General features: G+C 40.0%; 23 protein-coding genes. 15 read left to right on the forward strand and 8 right to left on the reverse strand.

The genetic code is table 11. The annotated features are described in order from the left end of the window. Positions 1-8 precede the first annotated feature (8 nt). The 5 genes from istA to FK004_RS16690 all read right to left on the reverse strand — a co-directional run bounded on the left by istA (position 9) and on the right by FK004_RS16690 (position 4,473). The gene (istA, locus tag FK004_RS16670) at positions 9-1,556 is read right to left on the reverse strand and encodes an IS21 family transposase (protein WP_108735486.1); all 1,548 of its coding nucleotides are present in this window, start codon (positions 1,554-1,556) and stop codon (positions 9-11) included. 380 nt (positions 1,557-1,936) lie between these two features. After that, positions 1,937-2,806 (reverse strand): cation diffusion facilitator family transporter, encoded by an 870-nt coding sequence (locus FK004_RS16675; RefSeq protein ID WP_108738888.1) that lies wholly within the window; start codon positions 2,804-2,806, stop codon positions 1,937-1,939. Between the two features lie 149 nt (positions 2,807-2,955). After that, the gene (locus FK004_RS16680) at positions 2,956-3,267 is read right to left on the reverse strand and encodes a rhodanese-like domain-containing protein (RefSeq protein ID WP_108738278.1); all 312 of its coding nucleotides are present in this window, start codon (positions 3,265-3,267) and stop codon (positions 2,956-2,958) included. A 30-nt stretch (positions 3,268-3,297) separates the two neighbouring features. Beyond that, positions 3,298-3,906: a thioredoxin family protein gene (locus tag FK004_RS16685; RefSeq protein WP_108738279.1), complete on the reverse strand. Its 609-nt coding sequence runs from the start codon at positions 3,904-3,906 to the stop codon at positions 3,298-3,300. A 30-nt stretch (positions 3,907-3,936) separates the two neighbouring features. Beyond that, positions 3,937-4,473, reverse strand: coding sequence for a TlpA disulfide reductase family protein (locus FK004_RS16690; RefSeq protein ID WP_108738280.1), 537 nt, complete (start codon positions 4,471-4,473; stop codon positions 3,937-3,939). Positions 4,474-4,628: 155 nt separating this feature from the next. Here FK004_RS16690 and FK004_RS16695 point away from each other — a divergent pair, with 155 nt between their 5' ends. The 3 genes from FK004_RS16695 to FK004_RS16705 are packed head-to-tail and all read left to right on the forward strand — an operon-like array spanning position 4,629 to position 6,337. Continuing rightward, positions 4,629-5,084, forward strand: a complete 456-nt coding sequence (locus FK004_RS16695; protein ID WP_108738281.1) for a MarR family winged helix-turn-helix transcriptional regulator — start codon at positions 4,629-4,631, stop codon at positions 5,082-5,084. 13 nt (positions 5,085-5,097) lie between these two features. Beyond that, positions 5,098-5,730, forward strand: a complete 633-nt coding sequence (locus FK004_RS16700) for an NAD(P)H-dependent oxidoreductase (RefSeq protein ID WP_108738282.1) — start codon at positions 5,098-5,100, stop codon at positions 5,728-5,730. Positions 5,731-5,767: 37 nt separating this feature from the next. Further along, on the forward strand, positions 5,768-6,337 hold the full coding sequence (locus tag FK004_RS16705) for a YceI family protein (RefSeq protein ID WP_108738283.1): 570 nt from the start codon (positions 5,768-5,770) through the stop codon (positions 6,335-6,337). A gap of 80 nt (positions 6,338-6,417) precedes the next feature. On the opposite strand, the gene cysK is transcribed toward FK004_RS16705, so the two are convergent. Both cysK and epsC read right to left on the reverse strand, forming a co-directional pair. After that, entirely contained in the window at positions 6,418-7,329 is a 912-nt protein-coding gene (cysK, locus tag FK004_RS16710; RefSeq protein WP_108738284.1) for a cysteine synthase A, read from the reverse strand. Positions 7,330-7,342: 13 nt separating this feature from the next. Then, positions 7,343-8,158, reverse strand: coding sequence for a serine O-acetyltransferase EpsC (gene epsC, locus FK004_RS16715; RefSeq protein ID WP_108738285.1), 816 nt, complete (start codon positions 8,156-8,158; stop codon positions 7,343-7,345). Between the two features lie 453 nt (positions 8,159-8,611). Here epsC and FK004_RS16720 point away from each other — a divergent pair, with 453 nt between their 5' ends. From FK004_RS16720 to FK004_RS16775, 12 genes are all read left to right on the forward strand, one after another. Further along, positions 8,612-10,012, forward strand: coding sequence for an anthranilate synthase component I family protein (locus FK004_RS16720; protein WP_108738286.1), 1,401 nt, complete (start codon positions 8,612-8,614; stop codon positions 10,010-10,012). A 10-nt stretch (positions 10,013-10,022) separates the two neighbouring features. Further along, positions 10,023-10,589, forward strand: a complete 567-nt coding sequence (locus FK004_RS16725; protein WP_108738287.1) for an anthranilate synthase component II — start codon at positions 10,023-10,025, stop codon at positions 10,587-10,589. A 51-nt stretch (positions 10,590-10,640) separates the two neighbouring features. Beyond that, on the forward strand, positions 10,641-11,633 hold the full coding sequence (trpD, locus tag FK004_RS16730) for an anthranilate phosphoribosyltransferase (protein WP_108738288.1): 993 nt from the start codon (positions 10,641-10,643) through the stop codon (positions 11,631-11,633). Positions 11,634-11,658: 25 nt separating this feature from the next. Continuing rightward, positions 11,659-12,453: an indole-3-glycerol phosphate synthase TrpC gene (gene trpC, locus FK004_RS16735; RefSeq protein ID WP_108738289.1), complete on the forward strand. Its 795-nt coding sequence runs from the start codon at positions 11,659-11,661 to the stop codon at positions 12,451-12,453. A gap of 6 nt (positions 12,454-12,459) precedes the next feature. Next, entirely contained in the window at positions 12,460-13,071 is a 612-nt protein-coding gene (locus FK004_RS16740) for a phosphoribosylanthranilate isomerase (protein ID WP_108738290.1), read from the forward strand. Then, a complete protein-coding gene (trpB, locus tag FK004_RS16745; protein WP_108738291.1) occupies positions 13,068-14,249 on the forward strand; it encodes a tryptophan synthase subunit beta in 1,182 nt (393 codons plus the stop codon). The genes FK004_RS16740 and trpB overlap by 4 nt, the downstream gene beginning before the upstream one ends. Before the next feature lie 56 nt (positions 14,250-14,305). Then, the gene (gene trpA, locus FK004_RS16750) at positions 14,306-15,067 is read left to right on the forward strand and encodes a tryptophan synthase subunit alpha (RefSeq protein ID WP_108738292.1); all 762 of its coding nucleotides are present in this window, start codon (positions 14,306-14,308) and stop codon (positions 15,065-15,067) included. Between the two features lie 182 nt (positions 15,068-15,249). Then, entirely contained in the window at positions 15,250-15,873 is a 624-nt protein-coding gene (locus FK004_RS16755; protein ID WP_108738293.1) for a TetR/AcrR family transcriptional regulator, read from the forward strand. Further along, complete coding sequence (locus FK004_RS16760) at positions 15,863-17,206, forward strand: TolC family protein (protein ID WP_108738294.1); 1,344 nt, start codon at positions 15,863-15,865, stop codon at positions 17,204-17,206. Before FK004_RS16755 ends, FK004_RS16760 begins: the two co-directional genes overlap by 11 nt. A gap of 14 nt (positions 17,207-17,220) precedes the next feature. After that, a complete protein-coding gene (locus tag FK004_RS16765) occupies positions 17,221-18,300 on the forward strand; it encodes an HlyD family secretion protein (RefSeq protein WP_108738295.1) in 1,080 nt (359 codons plus the stop codon). A 169-nt stretch (positions 18,301-18,469) separates the two neighbouring features. Further along, positions 18,470-20,056, forward strand: a complete 1,587-nt coding sequence (locus FK004_RS16770) for a DHA2 family efflux MFS transporter permease subunit (protein ID WP_108738296.1) — start codon at positions 18,470-18,472, stop codon at positions 20,054-20,056. Between the two features lie 19 nt (positions 20,057-20,075). After that, positions 20,076-20,369 carry a DUF3861 domain-containing protein gene (locus tag FK004_RS16775; RefSeq protein ID WP_108738297.1) on the forward strand — a complete coding sequence of 98 codons (294 nt, stop codon included), beginning with the start codon at positions 20,076-20,078 and terminating at the stop codon, positions 20,367-20,369. A gap of 146 nt (positions 20,370-20,515) precedes the next feature. On the opposite strand, the gene FK004_RS16780 is transcribed toward FK004_RS16775, so the two are convergent. Beyond that, positions 20,516-21,310: a S1/P1 nuclease gene (locus FK004_RS16780; RefSeq protein ID WP_108738298.1), complete on the reverse strand. Its 795-nt coding sequence runs from the start codon at positions 21,308-21,310 to the stop codon at positions 20,516-20,518. Positions 21,311-21,513 lie beyond the last annotated feature (203 nt).

Below are 21,513 nucleotides of genomic sequence, written 5' to 3' on the forward strand. Positions count from 1 at the left end.
GATTTAATTTAGTTATAATAGTGTTTTCCTCTTATGTTACTGTGATCGGGAAGTTCCTGCTCAGGTTCTTGATCAAAATCAATATGATCCAAGTTGTTTTCTAAAATGTTTTGTATGGTCTTAAAATTGTAAATTTTAAAATCAAGTGCCCGCCTGCAGGCATTTATTAATCGCTGTCTGCCTACCTTTTTTTCAAAATTCAGTATTCCTAAACAGCTTTTATAAGCCTGTTCTGGATGATTTCTGCTTTCGATTATCTGCATTATATATTCTCCTACTGACTCATCAATATTATTAGCCCATTCAATGAAGCGGGCAGCACTCCATTGGGCTACAAATTGATGTGTACTGGCTAAATGCTCAGGAGTTGTTGTATAGACATAAGGTTTGTAGTTTCTTGGATGTACAGCTATTCGATTGTATTTATAATAAATCTCTACTGTTGATTTGGTATATAACAGCTTGGCTTTCTTCTTTACATATTGATACGGAACGCTGTAATAGTTTTTGTCCTGGCTTAATTGAACATGACCGTTTTGCATTACTGTTGCAAAAGACTGGTATTTAATTTCAAAACGATCTTGTGGGAGTGGACGCAGTTTTTCTTTCTCGTCTTCTAAAAATAATTCAAAGCGGGAATAAGGGCGTCCTGTCAGTTTTCTGTTATTGTGAGAGTCAAGTAAATCCCAGATCTGCTGGTTTAATTCTTCCAGAGAAAAGAACTTAGTTTCTTTTATGGTTACATAAATCCTTCGATATAATATCTTAACAGCTCCTTCAACTAGTGACTTGTCTCTGGGCCTGTAAGCTCTGGCAGGTAAAATTGTGGTTTCGTAATGTTCTGCTAAATCAGCCAGGGTTTCATTGATTGTCGGTTCAAAACGACTGCTTTTTATTACGGCAGATTTTAAATTATCTGGAACAATGGCGGCAGGAGTGCCTTCAAAAAAGCGCATGGCATTTTCTACCGAGTCAACAAAGTTTTCCTTTTGCTGGCTCATGGAAGCTTCAGCATACGTGTATTGGCTAGCGCCCAATATTGCTACAAAAAATTGTACTTCTTTGACTTCTCCAGTATCTATATCAATAATTGAGAGTGTCTTTCCGGCATAATCAACATACATTTTATCACCAGCCTTATGGTTCATATGCATGACCGGATTAACTCGTTTGCCCCATATATTGTAATGATAATGAAATTGTGAAGTTCGATAACCATCAGGATTTACAGCAATATATTGTTCCCACATATGCTGTACGGTAACGCCAACTTTTTTTAGTTCACGTTCCATTTTAGGAAAAAAATCATAAAGTGTCTGTAATCTCGGGCTAATGGCCTCTACACTAGTCTGGGAGAATAAAAGTTCCAGCTCTGCATCGGTTTTTTGGTCGATTAATTCAAAGCTTAATTCGAGAACTTCAAATAAAGAAATATATTTCTTTACCGTATTTCTTGAAAGGGATAAGTAGCTACTTATAAATAACTTACTCTTTCCATTACAATAGAATTTAATTACTTTTCTAATTTTACTCATGTCTGTTATTTTGTTTGCCATAATCCGTAAATTTTTAACGAATGTATGGTTCTAACAACATGAAAAAATCAATAGTTTTTAATACTTAATTCACCACAAAACTTGGTGGTCAATTTGCTCCGGAATTAGGTGGTCAGTTTGCTCCGGAACGGGTGGTCAATTTACTCCGGAATTAGGTGGTCAAATTGACCGGTTTTTCCAGGACAATGCCAAAAAACAAAATAGCAGCAGTATGTAGTTTCTCATATTATTAATTCTTTTGCTCCTGATCTGGTGGAGCTATCGGCTTTGTATTCTCCATACAATCCCGTCAATTCTTTAGTATAGATAGAAATGCTAAGCGCCAAAAACAAAACGGCGGTTTGCATCATAAATTGTTCTTTCTTTAAAATTGGCTTTTGTTATTCTTTGGGCTCAACATGTATCAGGATATTGGCAATTTGCGGAATCTGACGTTGCAATTCGATTTTTAAGCGGTGTGCAATATCGTGCCCTTCTTTCACTGTAATCTCACCGGCAACAATCAGGTGCAAATCTACATGGAAGGTCATTCCTGTTTTTCTGACAAAGCATTTTTCGGTATCGACAACACCGTTTACCTTTTGCGAAAGCACCCGGATATCCCCCACTAAATCATCATAGAGGTGCTCATCCATAATTTCCCCCAAAGCTGGCCTGAAAATAAGGTAGGCATTATAAATAATAAACCCTGAAGCCAATAAAGCAGCCCAGTCGTCGGCCGTTTCATAGCCTTTACCCATAAAAATTGCAATCGAAATCCCGATAAAGGCCATCAGTGAAGTAATGGCATCACTCCGATGGTGCCAGGCATCTGCTTTTAAAGACGAACTATTGGTCTCTTCGCTTTTTTTGGAAACGATCCGGTAGAATACTTCTTTTATAATTACGATAATCCCCAGTACTATTAAGGTATAACCTTTGGGTATATCATGGGGTGTCCGGATATTCTCAATACTCTCATAGGCGATAATTGTAGCCGAGACCACCAAAAACCCGACTACAGCAAAAGTAACCAATGGCTCTGCTTTTCCATGTCCGTAAGGATGGTTCTCATCGGCAGGGCGTGAAGAATATTTTAGCCCAAAAAGGACCAGTAAGGACGAAAATACATCGGTGGTGGATTCTATCGCATCTGCTATTAAGGCATAGGAATTTCCAAAAAAACCGGTCAATCCTTTTACAATGGCCAAAGCCAGATTACCAAGGATACTCAGGTAGGTTGTTTCTATTGCTTTTTGTGCATTGTCCATTTGCATTTTGTATTGAATTACAAAACAGCTCCGCCGTTTCAGGCTGCAAAAATACAATTTTTAATACGTTGGAGTTTCATTTCAATCCAATAAAAAACCACCAAAAAACAATCTTCTGGTGGTCTTATTGGTAACAAATCAGTATGCGGTTAAGGGACAATAACTTTACCTTTCCATTGCGCAATACCACCGATCAGGTTATTGGTATTTTCAAAACCCATTTCTTGCATGATCGCACAAGCTTTGGCACTTCGTACCCCGGCATGGCAGTAAACATAATAGTTTTTGGTTTTATCCTGCTGATCTATCTGGTAAACGAATCCCTGTCCTTTATAGATATCAATATTAATCGCACCGGGAATAATTCCGGTTTCATATTCATCGGGTGTTCTCACATCCAAAATAACTGCATTTGTGTCGGCCTCCAGTTGAGACAGCCATTCTTCCTGAATTAAGTCCATTGTAATTTTAGTTTCAAATTATATATTCTGTTATTTTATTCCACAACCGATTGCTTTCGTTTCTTTTACTGCGATTGCTTTATTCTGCAATAAGGCATCAACAGCATTTTCAACATATTTTACTTTTACTGCTTTGGCATCCTCATAATTATCATCGATAGCACCAATGTATTCTACAACATTTCCCTGTGGCGTTTTCTTCAGCACATAGACATGAGGTGTTTTTGTAGCGCCATACTGTGGGTATATTTTTTGCCCTTCGTCAAATAGATATGGAAAAGTAAATCCTTTTTCCTTTGCTTTTACTTTCATCAGCTCAAAACTATCATCCTTTTGTTTTGCAGGATCATTTGGATTGATCGCGATAACCGGATAGCCTAATTTTTTATATTTCTTATCCAGTGCTACAATACGGTCTTCATAGGCCTGTGCATAGGGACAATGATTACAGGTAAAGATAACAATGTATCCTTTTGCCGCTTTAAAATCCTTCAGCGACACTTTTTTATTATCTATGTTTTTAAGGCTGAAATCTGTCGCTATAGCACCAATTTTATAACCTCCAGGCGGTTGCATTGTACTGAATGCGCTTAGCATTCCAACAACAATTACCGCAGCAATAATTTTAAATGTTTTCATAATTTTATTTGTATTTTTTGTGTGTTATTATTATTTAAAATGTTCGATTTCTTTTTTCAATTCCTCATAGGTAAACGTTTTTTCAAGAAAAACCCTTTGCTCTTTTTTATAAAAAATGGTTGCAGGGATAGCGCCCGACCAGGTACTGTCTATTTTTTCGATCCAGGTATTGGCATCTTTGTCATCCAATAGCACAACTTCAGATTCTATCGCATGCTTTTGAATAAATGGAATGAGCTTGCTTTCGATTGTTTTCGGCATGTCAAGGCTTACCAGTACTACTTTGACAGGTTGGTTCTTATAAGCTGTAGCCAGTTTTTCAAAATTAGGAAGTTCTTCAATACAGGGCTGACACCAGGTTGCCCAAAAGTTAACGATATATAAGGTATCGTTTTTTTGTTCCAGAAAAGGACGTAACCCTTCATAATCGTAGGATTTTATCGTAATCCCATCCTTAGTATATCGCGCTTTTACGATAGATTCTGCTTTTGGGGCTGCAGGTTTTTGTTTACAGGATACTATGCTAAATAATAAGAAAAGTGAAATGCTTTTTAGAATCGTTTTCATCGGTATAAGAATGCTTTAGTATCAGGGAGCTAAAATTACCGAAACTCTTTTGTTTATTATTCCTGATTTTAATTTTAACATAATTTTAATACAACTGTTGTATATACAAATTAAATATAACTCTACATTTGTACCTACAAATTTTGTAATTACAAATGAAGATCGAAGCAGTAATAAAAACAGAAAAAGCATTGACCCTGTCCAAACAGGTTCTTTTGAATATTCTACATACTCAGAACGTACTACAAGAGAAGTTTAATGAAGTTTTAAAACCTTATGAAATCTCCGGAGAGCAGTTCAATGTGCTACGGATATTACGGGGGCAAAATGGAAATCCAGCCAATATGTGTGTGATCCAGGAACGGATGATTGCCAAAACAAGCAACACTACACGACTGGTAGACAAATTATTATTAAAAAAACTTGTGACACGGGAAATCTGTAAAAACAACAGGCGTAAAGTAGAAATAAAAATTACAGATAAAGGATTAGGGCTACTCAATGACCTCGATCCAAAAATTGTGTGCCATGAGCAACGCTTCTCCGATAACCTTGCTGAAAATGAACTCCTTCAGCTGATAGAACTGCTGGAGAAATTTAGAAATGAATAATTTAAACACCACTATGAGCGATTTATTAAATAGCCTTAAATGGCGCTACGCAACAAAGAAATATGATGCGACACGTAAAGTTTCAGAAGCCGATTTGGCTACTATTAAGGAAGCAATACGACTCAGTGTTTCTTCAATGGGACTTCAACCCTACAAAATCATGGTAATTGAAAACCCGGAAATCCGTGAAAAACTGAAAGCAGCAGCTTACAACCAGACTCCTATTACAGAAGCTTCACAACTTTTTGTATTTGCCAATGAAGTAAATGTCGGAGAAAAACAAATTGAAGGCTACCTTACTAACATTGCGCAGGAAAGACAAATCCCAAAAGAAAGCCTTCAGGGCTTTAGCGATATGCTTTATGGCGCTATCAATGGTTTTTCTGAAGAAGGAAGAAATACCTGGACCGCAAAACAAACTTATATTGCTCTTTCTACATTAATTGCAGCAACAGCAACCTTACAGATTGACGCTACTCCTATGGAAGGTTTTAATGCCGCACAATTCAATGAAATCCTTGGCCTGGATCAATTGGGCCTAAATGCTGCTGTTATCGCGACTATTGGATACCGACATGAAGAAGATGCTACCCAGCATTTCAAAAAAGTACGAAAATCTCATGATGATTTGTTCATCACTTTATAATCAAAAACCCTTAATTAATCTTTAATTCCTTTTCAAAATGAAAAATTTAAAAACAGTTGCAATCGCATTATTAGTAGCATTCGGCACACTTAACGCCTCAGCTCAGGAGAAAAAAGTCGATGTTGCTAAAAGCAAAATCAACTGGGTAGGTAAAAAAGTTACCGGTAAACACGAAGGTACCATCAACCTTAAAGATGGTGTTTTAATCTTTAAAGACGGAAAATTATCTGGTGGTAACTTTACTGCAGATATGACTTCTATTACAGTAACTGACCTGAAAGCTGGTGAAGGTAAAGAAAAACTGGAAGGTCACCTGAAAGCTGATGATTTCTTCGGTACAGATAAATTTGCTACTGCAAAATTAACGTTCAAAACCATCGGTACAAAAGCTAAAAATGTATATACTGTAACTGCAGACTTAACCATCAAAGGCATTACAAAACCAGTTACTTTTGAAATCACTGTAAATAAAAACAATGCTGTTGCAGCACTTAAAATTGACAGAACTAAATACGATATCAAATACGGTTCTGGTAGTTTCTTCGACGGTTTAGGAGACAAAACGATCTCTGATGAATTCGAATTGACTGCTGATTTAAAATTCTAATCGCTTTTTCACCCCAAAAAACCCCTGACAATACAAGATTGTCAGGGGTTTTTATTTTTATAACCATTGCTGTTTTCAGATTAAAACAGTCCTTCGACCGATAAATAGCGTTCTCCAGTATCGTAATTAAATGTCAGTATCCTGGCTCCAGGTTTCACTTCGCCCAGTTTTTTGGCCACAGCGGCTAAGGATGCCCCGGTCGAAATTCCTCCTAAAATCCCTTCCTGAAGTGCCAGATTTCGCGCATATTCAAAGGCTTCTTCTTTGCTTACCTCAATTACACCATCAATAAGTTCACTTTTATAAATGGAAGGCACAAAACCTGCCCCGATCCCCTGTATCGGATGCGGTCCCGGAGCACCACCACTCAATACCGGTGATAATTCCGGTTCTACGGCAAAGACTTTCAGCTCTGGAAAATGCTGTTTTAAGATTGCTGCTACCCCAGTAATATGGCCACCGGTTCCCACACCTGTAATTACATAATCCAATCCTTCCGGAAAATCGGCTAAAATTTCCTGGGCAGTTGTTTTTTTATGCGCTTCTACATTCGCATTATTATCAAACTGGCTTGGAGACCAGGCATGGGGAGTAGATGCTGTTAACTCCGCAGCTTTTTCTATAGCTCCTTTCATACCTTTTTCCCGTGGCGTCAGCTCAAATTCTGCCCCATAGATCGACATCAGTTTGCGACGCTCAACACTCATGGATTCCGGCATCACCAAGATGATTTTATAGCCTTTGACTGCTGCGACTAAGGCCAGTCCAATTCCTGTATTCCCAGAAGTCGGCTCAATGATAACACTCTCTTTCGTCAACAACCCTTTGCTCTCTGCATCTTCAATCATCGCCAGGGCAATACGGTCCTTAATGCTGCTTCCCGGATTATTTTTCTCTAATTTGATCCATACTTCGTGTTGGTCTCCAAAAAGAGTATTGATTTTCACAACCGGTGTTTTACCGATGGTCTCTAAAATGGTTTTCGCTTTCATAACTAAATATGTTTTATATTATAAAATTTAATGGTTCGGGAAATATCTCCCTTGTTTTTATGCTAATTTCACTTTTATGGTATACTAATGAATTGGGCGGAACAGTACGCGTGATCCATACATTACCCCCAATAACCGACCCATCCCCGATATGGGTATCACCACCCAGGATTGTCGCATTGGCATATAAGGTCACGTCATTGCCGATAGTAGGATGCCTCTTTTCTGCTGCTTTTTCTTTGCTGACACTTAAAGCTCCCAATGTCACACCCTGGTATATTTTGACATCATCCCCGATAATAGTGGTCTCCCCGATGACAATGCCAGTTCCATGATCGATAAAAAAACGCGATCCGATTTTTGCGGCAGGATGGATATCAATACCTGTTTTACCATGGACATACGCCGCCATCAGACGGGGCAAAACCGGGACATCTAAAACCCAAAGTCGGTGTGCCAGACGGTAAATCGCTATAGCATAAAAACCGGGATAGGCTGTCAATACTTCACTCCTGGATTTAGCCGCAGGATCAAAACGTAAAATGGCCGCCAGATCCTCTTCCAATTCTTCATGAAGAAGCACTATTGCCTCTTTTAATCCCTGCAGTACAGAATCTATTTTTTCAGGCTCCAGTCCTGTTTGCGTCAGAACCACCTGTAATAGGGCTTCCAGTTCAGCCTCTTTCTGTATAAAAAAGTCATAATCGGAATATTCCCGGCGAATGCAGAACAACCATTGAAAAAACTCTTCGGTCCAGCCCTCCACCTGGATTTTATCGGGAACATTTTCTGATTTCAGATAATTTGATCTGTAAATGGGATGTTTCATTGTGTAACGTATAGGGTCAATAAAAAAAGCTCCTCATGGTGATGAGGAGCTTTAGCATATCTTGAAAAGTAAAAATTACTTTATACGATAGCAGAAAAATCCTCAGATCCTGAGAAGCAGCTGCACATCATACAAATCAAATTTTTACCGTACATTTTTTATATTTTATACTAACAAATTTAAAGGAAAAAGGGTCAACAAAAAAAGAAAATCTAAAAAATATAAAACTATTAACGTAAATTCTGTTTGGTAAATCCAATTTACTTTTTACATTTGCAGTACATAATAATACAATGAACACAATTTTAAACAATACTTGGTGGTGGAATACTTTACGTCATACGTCGTGAACTAGTCCCCTATAGTATTTTTTTAAATCAAAATATACCTAAAAGGCTTGTCTATCACGACAAGCCTTTTTTTTTATGCCTTAATTTTAAGAAACTTTATCCCATGGAACGTTACCGCTTTACAACCCAATACAAACAAATACTCGCAGACACCCTGACGCCTGTGAGCATCTACCTGAAAATAAGGGATAAATTCCCCAACAGCCTGCTATTGGAAAGCAGCGATTACCATGCGAACAACAACAGTTTTTCCTATATCTGCTGTAATCCCGTAGCCTCGATCCGCATTGAGAATGAGACTGTTTTTTACCATTATCCCGATGGCACAGCAGCAACCCATAGCATTGATAAAGACACCGATGTCCCGTTCCTCATCCAGCAATTTTCAGAGCAGTTCCAATCCGAAGACAATGATTTTAAATTCATCAATAACGGATTATTCGGATACATTGCTTATGATGCAGTGCGGTATTTTGATACACTGAAAATTGCAAAAAAAACAAATTCCACCACGATCCCGGACGTGCATTATGCCGTGTATCAAAACATAATTGCCATCAATCATTTCAAAAATGAAGCTTTTATCTTTTGCCACAGCCTTGACGGCAGAAACAACATTCCGGAAATTGAGCAATTATTCCAGAATCCTAATTCCACTTCATTTTCATTTACCCGTAACGGCACAAAAAAATCCAATCTTACCGACGATGAATTCCGTAGTAATGTTGCCATTGCCAAACAGCATTGCCAGCGGGGTGATGTATTCCAGCTGGTACTTTCCCGTCGCTTTACACAGGATTTCAAGGGTGATGAATTTAATGTATATCGCGCCTTACGAAACATCAACCCCTCTCCGTACCTTTTTTATTTCGATTATGGAAGTTTCAAAATTTTTGGTTCTTCCCCCGAAGCACAGCTTGTTATTAAAGACCGGAAAGCGGAGATCCACCCTATCGCCGGAACCTTCAAACGTACTGGAAATGACGAAAAAGATACTGTATTGGCCCGTAAATTATCCGAGGACGAAAAAGAGAACAGCGAACATGTAATGCTTGTTGACCTCGCCCGCAATGACCTGAGCCGCAACGGGCATGACGTAACAGTAACGAACTACCGTGAAGTCCAGTTTTTTTCCCATGTGATCCACCTGGTCTCCAAAGTAACCGCCAAACTACACCAAAAGGCCACAACCATGCGTGTCGTAGCCGATACTTTTCCGGCCGGAACCCTTAGTGGCGCCCCAAAATACAAGGCTGTAGAGCTTATTGAAAAATATGAAAACACCAATCGAAGTTTTTATGGTGGCGCAATTGGATTTATGGATTTTGACGGTAACTTTAACCATGCTATTATGATCCGTACATTCCTCAGTAAAAACCATCAACTTCAGTATCAGGCCGGTGCAGGAATTGTCTCTGTGTCTGATGAAGAAAGTGAAATGCAGGAAGTATACAACAAATTAGGCGCATTAGACAGCGCCTTAGAATTAGCCGAAACCATTTAAAACAGCCCTGATGAAAAAAATACTTGTTATCGATAATTACGACAGTTTCACCTACAACCTTGTCCACTACCTGGAAGAATTGGAATGTACCGTGACGGTATTGCGAAACGATGAAGTCGATCTTGAAGAGATAAAACACTATGACAAAATACTGCTTTCCCCAGGCCCGGGAATACCGGAAGAAGCCGGGCTCCTGAAAGCCATAATTAAAGAATATGCGCCTTCCAAAAGTATTTTAGGCATTTGCCTCGGGCAACAGGCGATTGGTGAAGTTTTTGGAGGTCACCTGAATAATCTGGAGAAAGTCTACCATGGTGTGGCTACGAAAGTTACACTTGCGGTAACCAACGAACCACTTTTCAAAGGCCTTCCCAATGAAATTACCGTAGGACGCTACCACTCCTGGGTGGTAAACCGGGACTTACCGGAGGTCCTGGAAGCCACTTCCTTCGATGAAAATGGCGAGGTGATGTCGCTCCGCCACCGTCATTATGACGTCCGCGGTGTACAATTTCATCCCGAAAGCGTCCTTACGCCTGACGGTAAAAAAATACTGGAAAACTGGATCAATGGCTAACCTATCCCCTATTTATTTCCTATACCTATATTATATAATGTCATTACTATTATGAAAAACATATTAAACCGGCTGATCCAACACGATACACTAACCCGGGAAGAAGCCGAAAATGTACTGATACAGATCTCTAATGGCGACCATAATTCCAGCCAGATCGCAGCATTCCTTACAGTATACATGATGCGGAATACAACCATCGCAGAGTTGGAAGGTTTTCGGGATGCCATGTTACAGCTTTGCATTCCGGTAGACTTTTCGGCCTATAACACTATTGATTTATGTGGTACTGGCGGCGATGGCAAAGACACCTTTAACATCTCGACACTCGCAGCATTTGTAACTGCAGGTGCAGGAATTAAAGTCGCGAAGCATGGTAATTACGGTGTTTCCTCGATCTCTGGATCAAGCAATGTCATGGAGCAAATGGGGATTCGGTTCAGTTCCAATCCCGATTTCCTGAACCGGTGTATGGATCAGGCCGGGATTGCGGTATTACACGCTCCGCTTTTTCATCCCGCCATGAAAAATGTGGGCCCCATCCGTAAGGAACTGGGTGTGAAAACCTTTTTTAATATGCTGGGTCCTATGACCAATCCTGCTGCTCCAAAGAACCAGTTAGTTGGTGTTTTCAGCCTGGAACTGGCCAGGATGTATGCCTATCTGTACCAAAAAACAGACCTCAATTTTACCATTATCCATTCTTTGGATGGCTACGATGAGATCTCACTTACAGGCCCGGCAAAATCCATTTCCAACACTACCGAAACCTTCCTGAAGCCCGAAGATTTTGGAGTATCACTCTTGCAACAAAGCGAAATTAGGGGTGGTGATTCCATTGCTGCTTCCGCAAAAATATTCACCGGAATACTGGCCGGACAGGGTACAAAAGCACAGAACAATGTTGTTTGTGCCAATGCCGCCGCCGCTATAGCTACTGTCAATAAAACGCCATTAAAAGCCGCATTTGAGCTGGCCGAGGAAAGTTTACTTTCTGGAAAAGCGTTACAAACCTTAAAGAAAATCCAGGAGTTAAGCCGTTAACTGCCGCTAAAAAAAACACTATCTCATGACCATATTAGATAAAATCATCACAGATAAACGACGGGAAACAGCATTAAAACAATCCCTGATTCCAGTTAAACAATTGGAATCATCGGTGTTATTTGAACGAAAAACTGCATCCCTTTCACAAGATTTACGCGACAGCAAGACCGGAATTATTGCCGAACACAAGCGCAGATCACCCTCCAAAGACACGATTAACACCTCTTTTTCGGTAGAGGAAGTGGTTACGGGGTATCAAAATGCCGGTGTATGTGGCATTTCAGTACTCACAGACGGCAAGTATTTTGGGGGTTCAACAGATGATTTGCTATTAGCCAGGGCATCTGTTAACATACCACTACTCCGTAAAGAATTCATCATCAGTGAATACCAGATCCTGGAAGCCAAGGCTTTAGGAGCCGATTGCATATTATTGATTGCAGCCGTATTAAGCCGGGAACAAATACGGCAATTTTCATCTTTTGCCCGAAATTTAGGGCTGGAAACGCTTTTGGAGGTTCATAATCTCGAAGAATTGGAAAAATCAATGCTGCCCGGCATAGCGATGATCGGTGTAAATAACCGGAATCTGAAGACATTTGAAGTAAATTTAGACAATAGCAAAACACTTTCCAGCCATATTCCAGACGAATTCATTAAGGTTTCCGAGAGTGGAATCAGCACTCCTGAAGCTATACATGAGCTCAAAAAATACGGATATAACGGATTTTTAATTGGGGAGAACTTCATGAAAACGTCAAATCCAGGTCAAAATGCGGCGGCTTTTATCGCTCAAATCGAGGCCTTACAACACTAAAAAATTATGAAACTAAAGATCTGCGGCATGAAATTTTATGATAATATCCTGCAGACAGCAGGACTATTACCGGACTATTTAGGCCTTATTTTTTATGAAAAATCATCCCGATATTTTGACGGAATCCTCCCTGAATTACCAAAATCCATACAGAAAACAGGTGTATTTGTAGATGAAAACTACACTAATATCGTCCGAAAAATTGACCAATATCACCTTCAGTGTGTACAATTACATGGCAATGAATCACCCGAATTATGTCAAAAACTACAAGATCACGCTCTCGTAATTAAAGTCTTTCCTGTAGGAAATCCCTTTGATTTCAATACCCTAATCCCCTATGAAAAAAGCTGTGATTTTTATCTTTTTGATACCAAAGGCCCGTTAAAAGGAGGCAATGGAGTCTCGTTTGACTGGTCTGTTTTGGATCAAAATCCCTTTGAAAAACCCTTCTTTTTAAGTGGTGGTATCAGCATAAATGACCTCGAAAAGATAAAAAAATTAGCTTTCCCAACGCTCTACGGAGTGGATATTAACAGCCGTTTTGAAGAGGAACCCGGCTTAAAAAACATCGAATTATTACGCGAATTTAAGTTAAAATTACACCGCAAATTATGAATTATAATGTAAACGAAGCCGGCTTTTATGGTGAATTTGGAGGGGCTTTTATACCCGAAATGCTCTATCCAAACGTGGAAGAACTCCGCCAGAATTACCTCAAAATCATGTCTGAACCCGCCTTTAAGGAGGAGTTCGAACAGCTCTTAAAAGACTATGTCGGACGCCCGACTCCCCTTTATTTTGCTAAGCGTTTATCCGAAAAATACAATACGAAAATCTACCTTAAACGGGAAGATTTATGCCATACTGGTGCCCATAAAGTCAATAATACCATTGGTCAGATCCTATTGGCGAAACGCCTTGGAAAGTCCCGGATCATTGCTGAAACCGGAGCAGGACAACACGGTGTTGCGACCGCAACAGTCTGTGCCTTAATGGGTTTGCAATGCATTGTATACATGGGGGAAATCGATATTGAACGCCAGGCACCCAATGTGGCCCGCATGAAAATGCTGGGAGCCGAAGTCCGTCCGGCTTTATCGGGCTCCAGAACACTGAAAGATGCTACTAATGAAGCGATTAGGGACTGGATCAATAATCCTGTCGATACCTATTATATCATCGGTTCAGTCGTGGGCCCTCACCCCTATCCGGATCTTGTAGCCCGGTTTCAAAGCGTTATTTCGGCAGAAATCCGCAGCCAGTTATTGGAAAAAGAAGGTGCTGAAACACCCGATTATGTGATCGCCTGTGTGGGTGGTGGCAGTAATGCCGCAGGTGCTTTTTACCACTTTTTAGACACTCCTTCTGTACAATTAATTGCGGTAGAAGCTGCGGGAAAAGGAGTGCATTCCGGGGAGAGTGCAGCCACTTCCGTACTCGGAAAAACCGGGGTAATTCATGGGAGTAAAACACTCCTGATGCAGACAAAAGATGGCCAGATTACAGAGCCCTATTCTATCTCTGCAGGCCTCGATTATCCCGGAGTTGGACCTTTACATGCCCACTTATTCCAGACCGGAAGGGCTCGTTTTTTCGCTGCTACTGATGCGGAATCCATGGAAGCAGGACTCGAATTATGCCAATTGGAAGGCATCATTCCTGCCATAGAAAGTGCCCATGCACTTGCCGTATTGCAACAAAAAAAGTTCGGAAAAGAAGCGATTGTCATCATCAACCTTTCCGGAAGAGGTGATAAAGATCTCGATACCTATATTGATTATTTCCAACTGTAGCCAAACATAAATCAGGAGCCAGCCTTATACTACCTGCTCCATTAAAACAATTTCAAATGAACCGGATACATACTACATTATTAGAAAATAAAAAATCACTATCTATCTATTTTACAGCAGGATTTACGCAACTTAACGACACTGTTACTTTAATAGAAGAATTAGAAAAAAATGGTGTTGATTTCATCGAAATCGGACTTCCTTTTAGTGATCCTTTAGCAGACGGACCTATTATACAAGCCAGTTCCAAACAAGCTTTAAGCAACGGAATGACTACTAAAATACTCTTTGAACAGCTCCAAAATATCCGGAAAACAGTCAAAATCCCATTATTAATCATGGGCTATTTCAACCCGATACTCCAATATGGTGTAGAAGCTTTCTGTATTCAGTGCAGTAAAATCGGGATTGACGGCTTGATCATTCCGGATCTCCCACTGGAAATTTACAAAGCCGAATACGAACCCCTGTTCCTAAAACACGGATTATCAGCCATATTCCTCGTTACACCCCAAACTTCCGATAGCCGGATCCTGGAAATCGATGCCGCTTCTTCCACTTTTATCTACCTCGTTAGTACAGCAGCCGTTACCGGGGGAGCAGGAGAATTTGGTCCTGAACAAATGGATTATTTCAAAAGAATTGCCGCTATGAATCTTAAAAACCCACTCATTACCGGTTTTGGAATTAGCTCTCAAAAAACGTTTTCGCAAGCTTCTGAGCATACGAAAGGAGCCATTATCGGAAGCGCTTTTGTCAATTTCATTAAAAACAACAGAATTGAAGATGTTAAATTATTTATCGAAAATATACTTTAAATAATAAATCCATAGCTACTGGTAAACAATAATTTAAACATTTACTATAGAAAAACTCTATGGATTAAAAATCAGCCAGACGGCTGATTTTTTAAGTTAAAATAAAGTTAAAATTAAATTAAACAAACGTTTAACTTAAACGGGTGTTTAACTTTGTGCCGGATTTAAAAACCCCCATTAAAATGACCGAGTTTAACGAGAAACAGATTGACATCCTCCAGGTAGCTGAAAGGCTGTTTGCAGAGAAAGGTTTCGACGGGACTTCAATACGGGATATTTCGAAAGAAGCAAAAATCAACATTGCCATGATATCCTATTATTTCGGGTCTAAAGAAAAGCTCCTTGAGGCTTTGATTTTCTCCCGGACGGCAGACTTAAAAATCCAATTGGAAAACCTCCGGAATGAGGCCATCCCCCCAATGGAAAAAATTGACCGGCTGATTGAATTCTATGTCCACCGAATTAATAAAAACAAATGCATTTACCAGATCCTTCACTTCGAGTTTTCGTCTCAAAAAAGATCGGTAGATTTCAAGGCATTTACAGAGGTTAAAAAAAGTAATTTATTATCTTTAGAGAAGATTATTACGGAAGGCCAGGATCTTGGAATTTTTAAAAAAAATATCGTCATCGCGCTCATCCCTCCTACCATTTTAGGAACCTATTTTCACTTCAACATGAATCGCCCCTATTACGAGGAAATTTTTGATTTGAAAACAGAGCAGGATTATGATAACTATATAAAAACAGATTTAACAAAGCACATTCAACAAACCATTAAAGCTCTTCTCGTTTATGAAAATTAAAAATTTTCTACTGAGTCTTTTTTTCCTGTTTGGTATATCCGAAATATATGCCCAGGAAAAAAGTACACTCACCCTTGATGAGGCTATTAATTTAGCACTCACAAAAAGCACCGAAGCAAATTTGGCCAACACCAAAGTTGCGAGTTCGCAATACGAACTACAGACTGTAAAAAACAACCAGTATCCAACCCTTAAAATTTCGGGCCAGTACCAACGTCTTACGGAAGCTAATGTTAACTTCAAAATCAACACTGGAGGTTCTTCTACAGAGGAAGGTGAAACTACTGCTTCGCCAAAAGTAAACCAGTTGGTTTTGGGGCAAGCCAGTTTGGCTGTACCCCTGTTCAGTGGTTTTAAAATCAGGAACAGCATTAAGGCTTCTGAAAACATGTTGCAGGCAGAAACCTACAATGCTAAAAATACAAAAGAACAATTGGCCATGAATGTGGTGATTCTTTATGTGAACCTTTACAAGGCACAACAGTCGGTTGCCCTGATCAATGAAAACATCGTCAGTGCCAAACAACGCGTCAAAGATTTTACTGCGATGGAGGAAAATGGACTGATTGCCCGTAATGATCTTTTGAAAGCACAATTGCAGGCTTCCAATATTCAACTGTCCTTAGACGAAGCCAAAAAACAAGTGACCACAATCACCTACCAGTTGGCTACGTTACTGAAGCTTCCTGAAAATACGCAAATCACACCGAGTGATCCTATTTTTGGAAATGCGCTGAATGCTACTGCCACCATCAATGAAAATGATGCACTGGAAGGGCGAAGCGACCTGGAATCCTTAAGATGGCAACAAAAAGCTTCGGAAGCCAATATCAAAATTGCACAGGCTAATTATTACCCTTCTTTATCTTTAACTGGAGGTTATGTTGCTTTTAATCTTCAAAACGTCTTAGAAGTCACCAATGCGATTAATTTCGGTATTGGATTGTCTTATGACCTGTCTTCTATTTTCAAAAACAACAAAGACGTGAAATTAGCAACCAGCCGTGCTTCTGAGACAAGACAGTCCGTAGAGCTATTAACAGACCGTGTAAAAGTAGAAGTGCAGGAAGCACAGGAAAACTACAACCTGATGATCAAGCAAAATAAAGTATATGTGGAAGCTACAGGACAGGCTACTGAAAATTACAGAATTGTAAAAGACAAATACGACAATGGGCTTTCGGACACCAATGACCTGCTGGAAGCCGACGTGCAACAATTGCAATCCAAAATCAACGAAGCCTATTCAAAAGCAGATATTACTCAAAGTTATTACGCCTTGCTGAACGCCTCTGGAAAATTAACCAACTCATTCAACCTTACCAAAAATTAAAAAGTATTTTCACAATGGAAAAGAAAGAAACAAATAAGAAATTTACCATCATCATTATTGCTTTGGTATCCATAGGCCTCGTTTATGGAATCTACAAGTATGTGCACTCGCTTTCTCACGAAACTACCGATGATGCCCAGATTGAAAAAAACATGAACCCTATCATTCCGAGGGTAACAGGATATGTTACCAAAGTATATGTGAAAGATAATGACTTTGTCAAAAAAGGCGATACCCTTTTCACTATCGATGACAAAGATTACCAGGTCAAAGTAGAAGAAGCAAACGCTGCTTTAGTTGCTGCACAAGGTAACCTGGAAGTATCCAAAGCAGATATCGGTGGTGCCCTGGCCAATATTTCTATTTCTGAAGCTAACATCTCTTCTGCAGGCGGAAACATCGAAACTGCAAAAATCAGGCTTTCGAGAGCTACAAATGACTTTGTACGCTACCAAAACCTGTATAAAAACAAATCGATTACCAAACAACAGTTTGAGCAGGCTGAAGCCGCAAAACTGGAAGCGGAAAGCGAAGTTCGTATTTTACAACAACAACAGAAAGCCAGCAGTTTCCAAAAATCGGTTGCTTCTTCCCGTTCTAATGTAACGAACAAACAAACTGAAGTTGCCGCAGCTAATATCAAAAGAGCACAGGCGGTTCTTGATGCAGCAAAATTAAACCTGAGTTACACTGTAGTTACCGCCTCTATTGACGGACAGGTTTCTAAAATCAACATTCAGCCGGGACAATTAGTACAACCGGGACAATCCCTGTTTTATATCATCAACAACAGTGAAGCCTGGGTTATTGCCAATTTCAAAGAAACCCAGTTGAGCAAAATGGTTATTGGACAAAAAGTGGGCATCTCTGTCGATGCCTATCCTGATACAGAATTCATGGGAACGATCACCTCTTTCTCTCCTGCTACCGGCGCACGTTTCTCTTTGCTGCCTCCGGATAATGCTACTGGAAACTTTGTAAAAACAATTCAAAGGCTACCGGTAAAAATCAGCCTGGATGCCAATAACGATCCTGAAAAAATCAAAAATCTGCGTCCAGGAATGAATGTAGATGTTGATGTACATTTAAAATAAAGTTTTCCGGCAATACTACCGCCTTTAGCTGATTTTATAATCGATTGGCCTATCAATACGGCAGTATTCCTGATTTACAGCTGCAGCGTATCATCTGCTGCAGCTGTACTTAACAACCCATTACGCGACCGAAGGTCTACTATACCATACATTTTAAACAAAATATTAAATGGAAGCAACTGCAGGAGAAGACAGTTTAGTCGAATACGGCTTCAGGAGGGTGATCATTACGATTACTGCGGTACTTTGCGCCCTGCTGGAGATCGTCGATACCACGATCGTTAATGTCGCTTTAACCGACATGCGCGGAAGCCTTGGTGCAACCCTAACCGACGTTGCCTGGGTAATTACTGCTTATGCGATTGCAAACGTAATCGTAATCCCAATGACCAGCTGGCTGTCACAGCAATTTGGAAGACGGAATTATTTTGCCGTTTCAATTATTATATTTACCGTTTCATCATTTTTATGCGGAAACGCCTCCAATATCTGGGAACTCGTAGCCTTCCGTTTCATACAAGGGCTTGGAGGAGGTGCCTTACTGGTAACCGCACAGACTATCATTACAGAAAGTTATCCTGTGGCGAAACGTGGAATGGCACAAGCCATCTACGGGATGGGAGTTATTGTAGGGCCTACTTTAGGGCCGCCTTTGGGAGGTTACCTGGTGGAAAATTATTCCTGGCCTTATATTTTCTATATCAATATCCCATTGGGTATTATCGCTACATTACTAACACTGACCTATGTTAAAAGCCCGAAATATGGCGAGAAATTAAAAGCCAACCAGGTCGACTGGTGGGGAATCATACTTTTAGCCGCATTTATCGGATCCTTACAGTTTGTACTGGAACACGGACAACAGGATGACTGGTTCGACGAACCATTGATTGTTATACTGAGTGTAGTCAGCCTCTTTGGCCTCGTGCTATTCATCTGGAGAGAGCTCACTTATCAGTACCCGATTGTTAACCTGAGTGTATTAAAAGATGGAAACCTGCGGATTGGAACCGTTATGTGTTTTATCCTTGGTTTCGGATTGTACGGCTCGACGCTGATCCTCCCGATCTATACCCAATCGGTATTGGGATGGACCGCACTCGACGCCGGATTACTACTGATTCCAGGGTCGATCACCACAGCGATCATGATGCCGATTATCGGGCAATTGCTGCAACGTGGCGTACCACAGGGTTACATGGTAGGTATCGGGTTCCTGATTTTCTTTTTCTTTACCTTCTGGATGCATAATGTAATCACACCGGATACCGGAGCGGAACACATGTTCTGGCCCCTGATCCTGAGAGGAATTGGACTTGGACTACTGTTTGTACCGATCACCACGCTGGCCCTTTCTACCCTGAAAGGAAAACATATTGGTGAAGGTGCGGCATTTACAGGAATGATGCGCCAATTGGGCGGATCTTTTGGTATTGCGATCATCACCACCTTTATTACCCGTTTCAGCCAGGACCACCGTGTCAACCTGGTAGCTAACCTGAGTACCGATAAATTAGAAGTACAAAACAGGGTGCACCAGTTGCAACAAGGATTTATGTCCAAAGGATTTAGTGCCAGTGAAGCGCTTGGAAAAGCCTATCAGGTCTTGGAAGGTTCAGTCATGAAACAAGCAACAGTGCTTTCCTATATGGATATCTTTATGTACCTGGGTATTATGTTCCTGTGCTGTATCCCAATTATTTTTTTCATCAAAAAAGGGCAAAACAAGATCAATCCGGCAGATGCCATGCACTAATTGACAATACACTGAGAGTATGAATAAAAGAAACCACCAATACCGGATTACCGTAACGCATTTGGAAAGTGCGAAAGAGTCAGCTCCGATACAGCCCGAATTGCAAATTGATATAGAAAATCATGATGATATTTTTGCTGTTATTGAAAAGATACAACAAAAGCAGCTGTTTGACGATCCACAACAAGCCACAGAATTCGGGTTAGGGTTAAAGTTATTCAGTGAAGTCCTGCTCAAAAACCGAAAACATCCTTTATTCGATGAATTCTATCCCGCCTTTGGCGATTTCATGAAAAAGCTAAAGTCACAATAAGCCATTAGCCTACTATACAAAAAAGCCCCTGAGTCAGGGGCTTTTTTATGCTATGTCGATACGATAACCTTGCTCTTTTGTGCGCTGATTACTTACTTCTATAATTTTATATTAACAAAAAAGGCTGTTAGACAGCCCTTTTTTTGTTAATTGTAGATTTCATTTAAAACTTTTGCCAGACGTACACCGCCTTTTAGCATTTGGTTTTCCAGAATATCTTTGTTCAGGTAATGGTAACGGTAACTCAGGTCATCGTTTTGCTTTACCTCAGCATAAATCTTATTGGCAATGGTATACGAATCATAAATCCAGTCGGCCAATGTACCCTGTGCCAATTCTTTTTTTAGTTTTTTATCGTTCAAATCCAATACCGTAGCATATTCAGTAAAGCTATATTTGTCAAAATCTACCAATTTTGAATCCCATACTGAGTGAATGTTGGTTTTACTACCAAACCACTCTACTGTAACCTTATTGCCTCCCAGGTCTTCCAGACGACCAACGTGTAATGGCTGGTGCCCATCCCCGATCATGTGGATGATAAAATACAGGTACTGCTGTTTGGTTTTCAGGTCCAGGTTTTTATTGTTCTTCAACTGGTCTGCCAGAAATAAGGCTTTTTTATACAAATTCTCCTCTGAAGAATTCGCCAGTTCTTTCATGAAATCATCATGAGACAGGTTGCCCTCCACATTAACGTAGTGCCAGGTATCGGAAAATTTCATTGCAGGATCGGATTTGATAAAATCAGGCCAGTTCGCCCAATACGCCAAAGATTGATTCCCGATCAATTTCTGGATGTTTCGTTTTGCTTTACGGGACAGGTTGCGTTCCGCGATTTCGGCTACCACACGGTGTCCGGTTGTTCCCCAGGCAAATAGGCTGCCGGAGCTGGTGATAAAGAAAATAACTACTAAAGCTATTTTTAAAAGATGCTTCATTTGATTTTTTTTGCAAAGATACGAAGATTCTTTTTTGAACCACTTTTGCAAAAGCATAGCAACTGAAAGTAACACCTGATAAAAAGCTGAAAATTAAAAAAAACACCATTAAAAATGATTCATTTTAATCAAAACACAACTGGTAATCGAAAGATTAGACGGATTTGCTGCTGATCTGTAAAAAAGAAAGAGGGACATGTTTT

This window comes from Flavobacterium kingsejongi (assembly GCF_003076475.1).
Classification (GTDB): domain Bacteria; phylum Bacteroidota; class Bacteroidia; order Flavobacteriales; family Flavobacteriaceae; genus Flavobacterium; species Flavobacterium kingsejongi.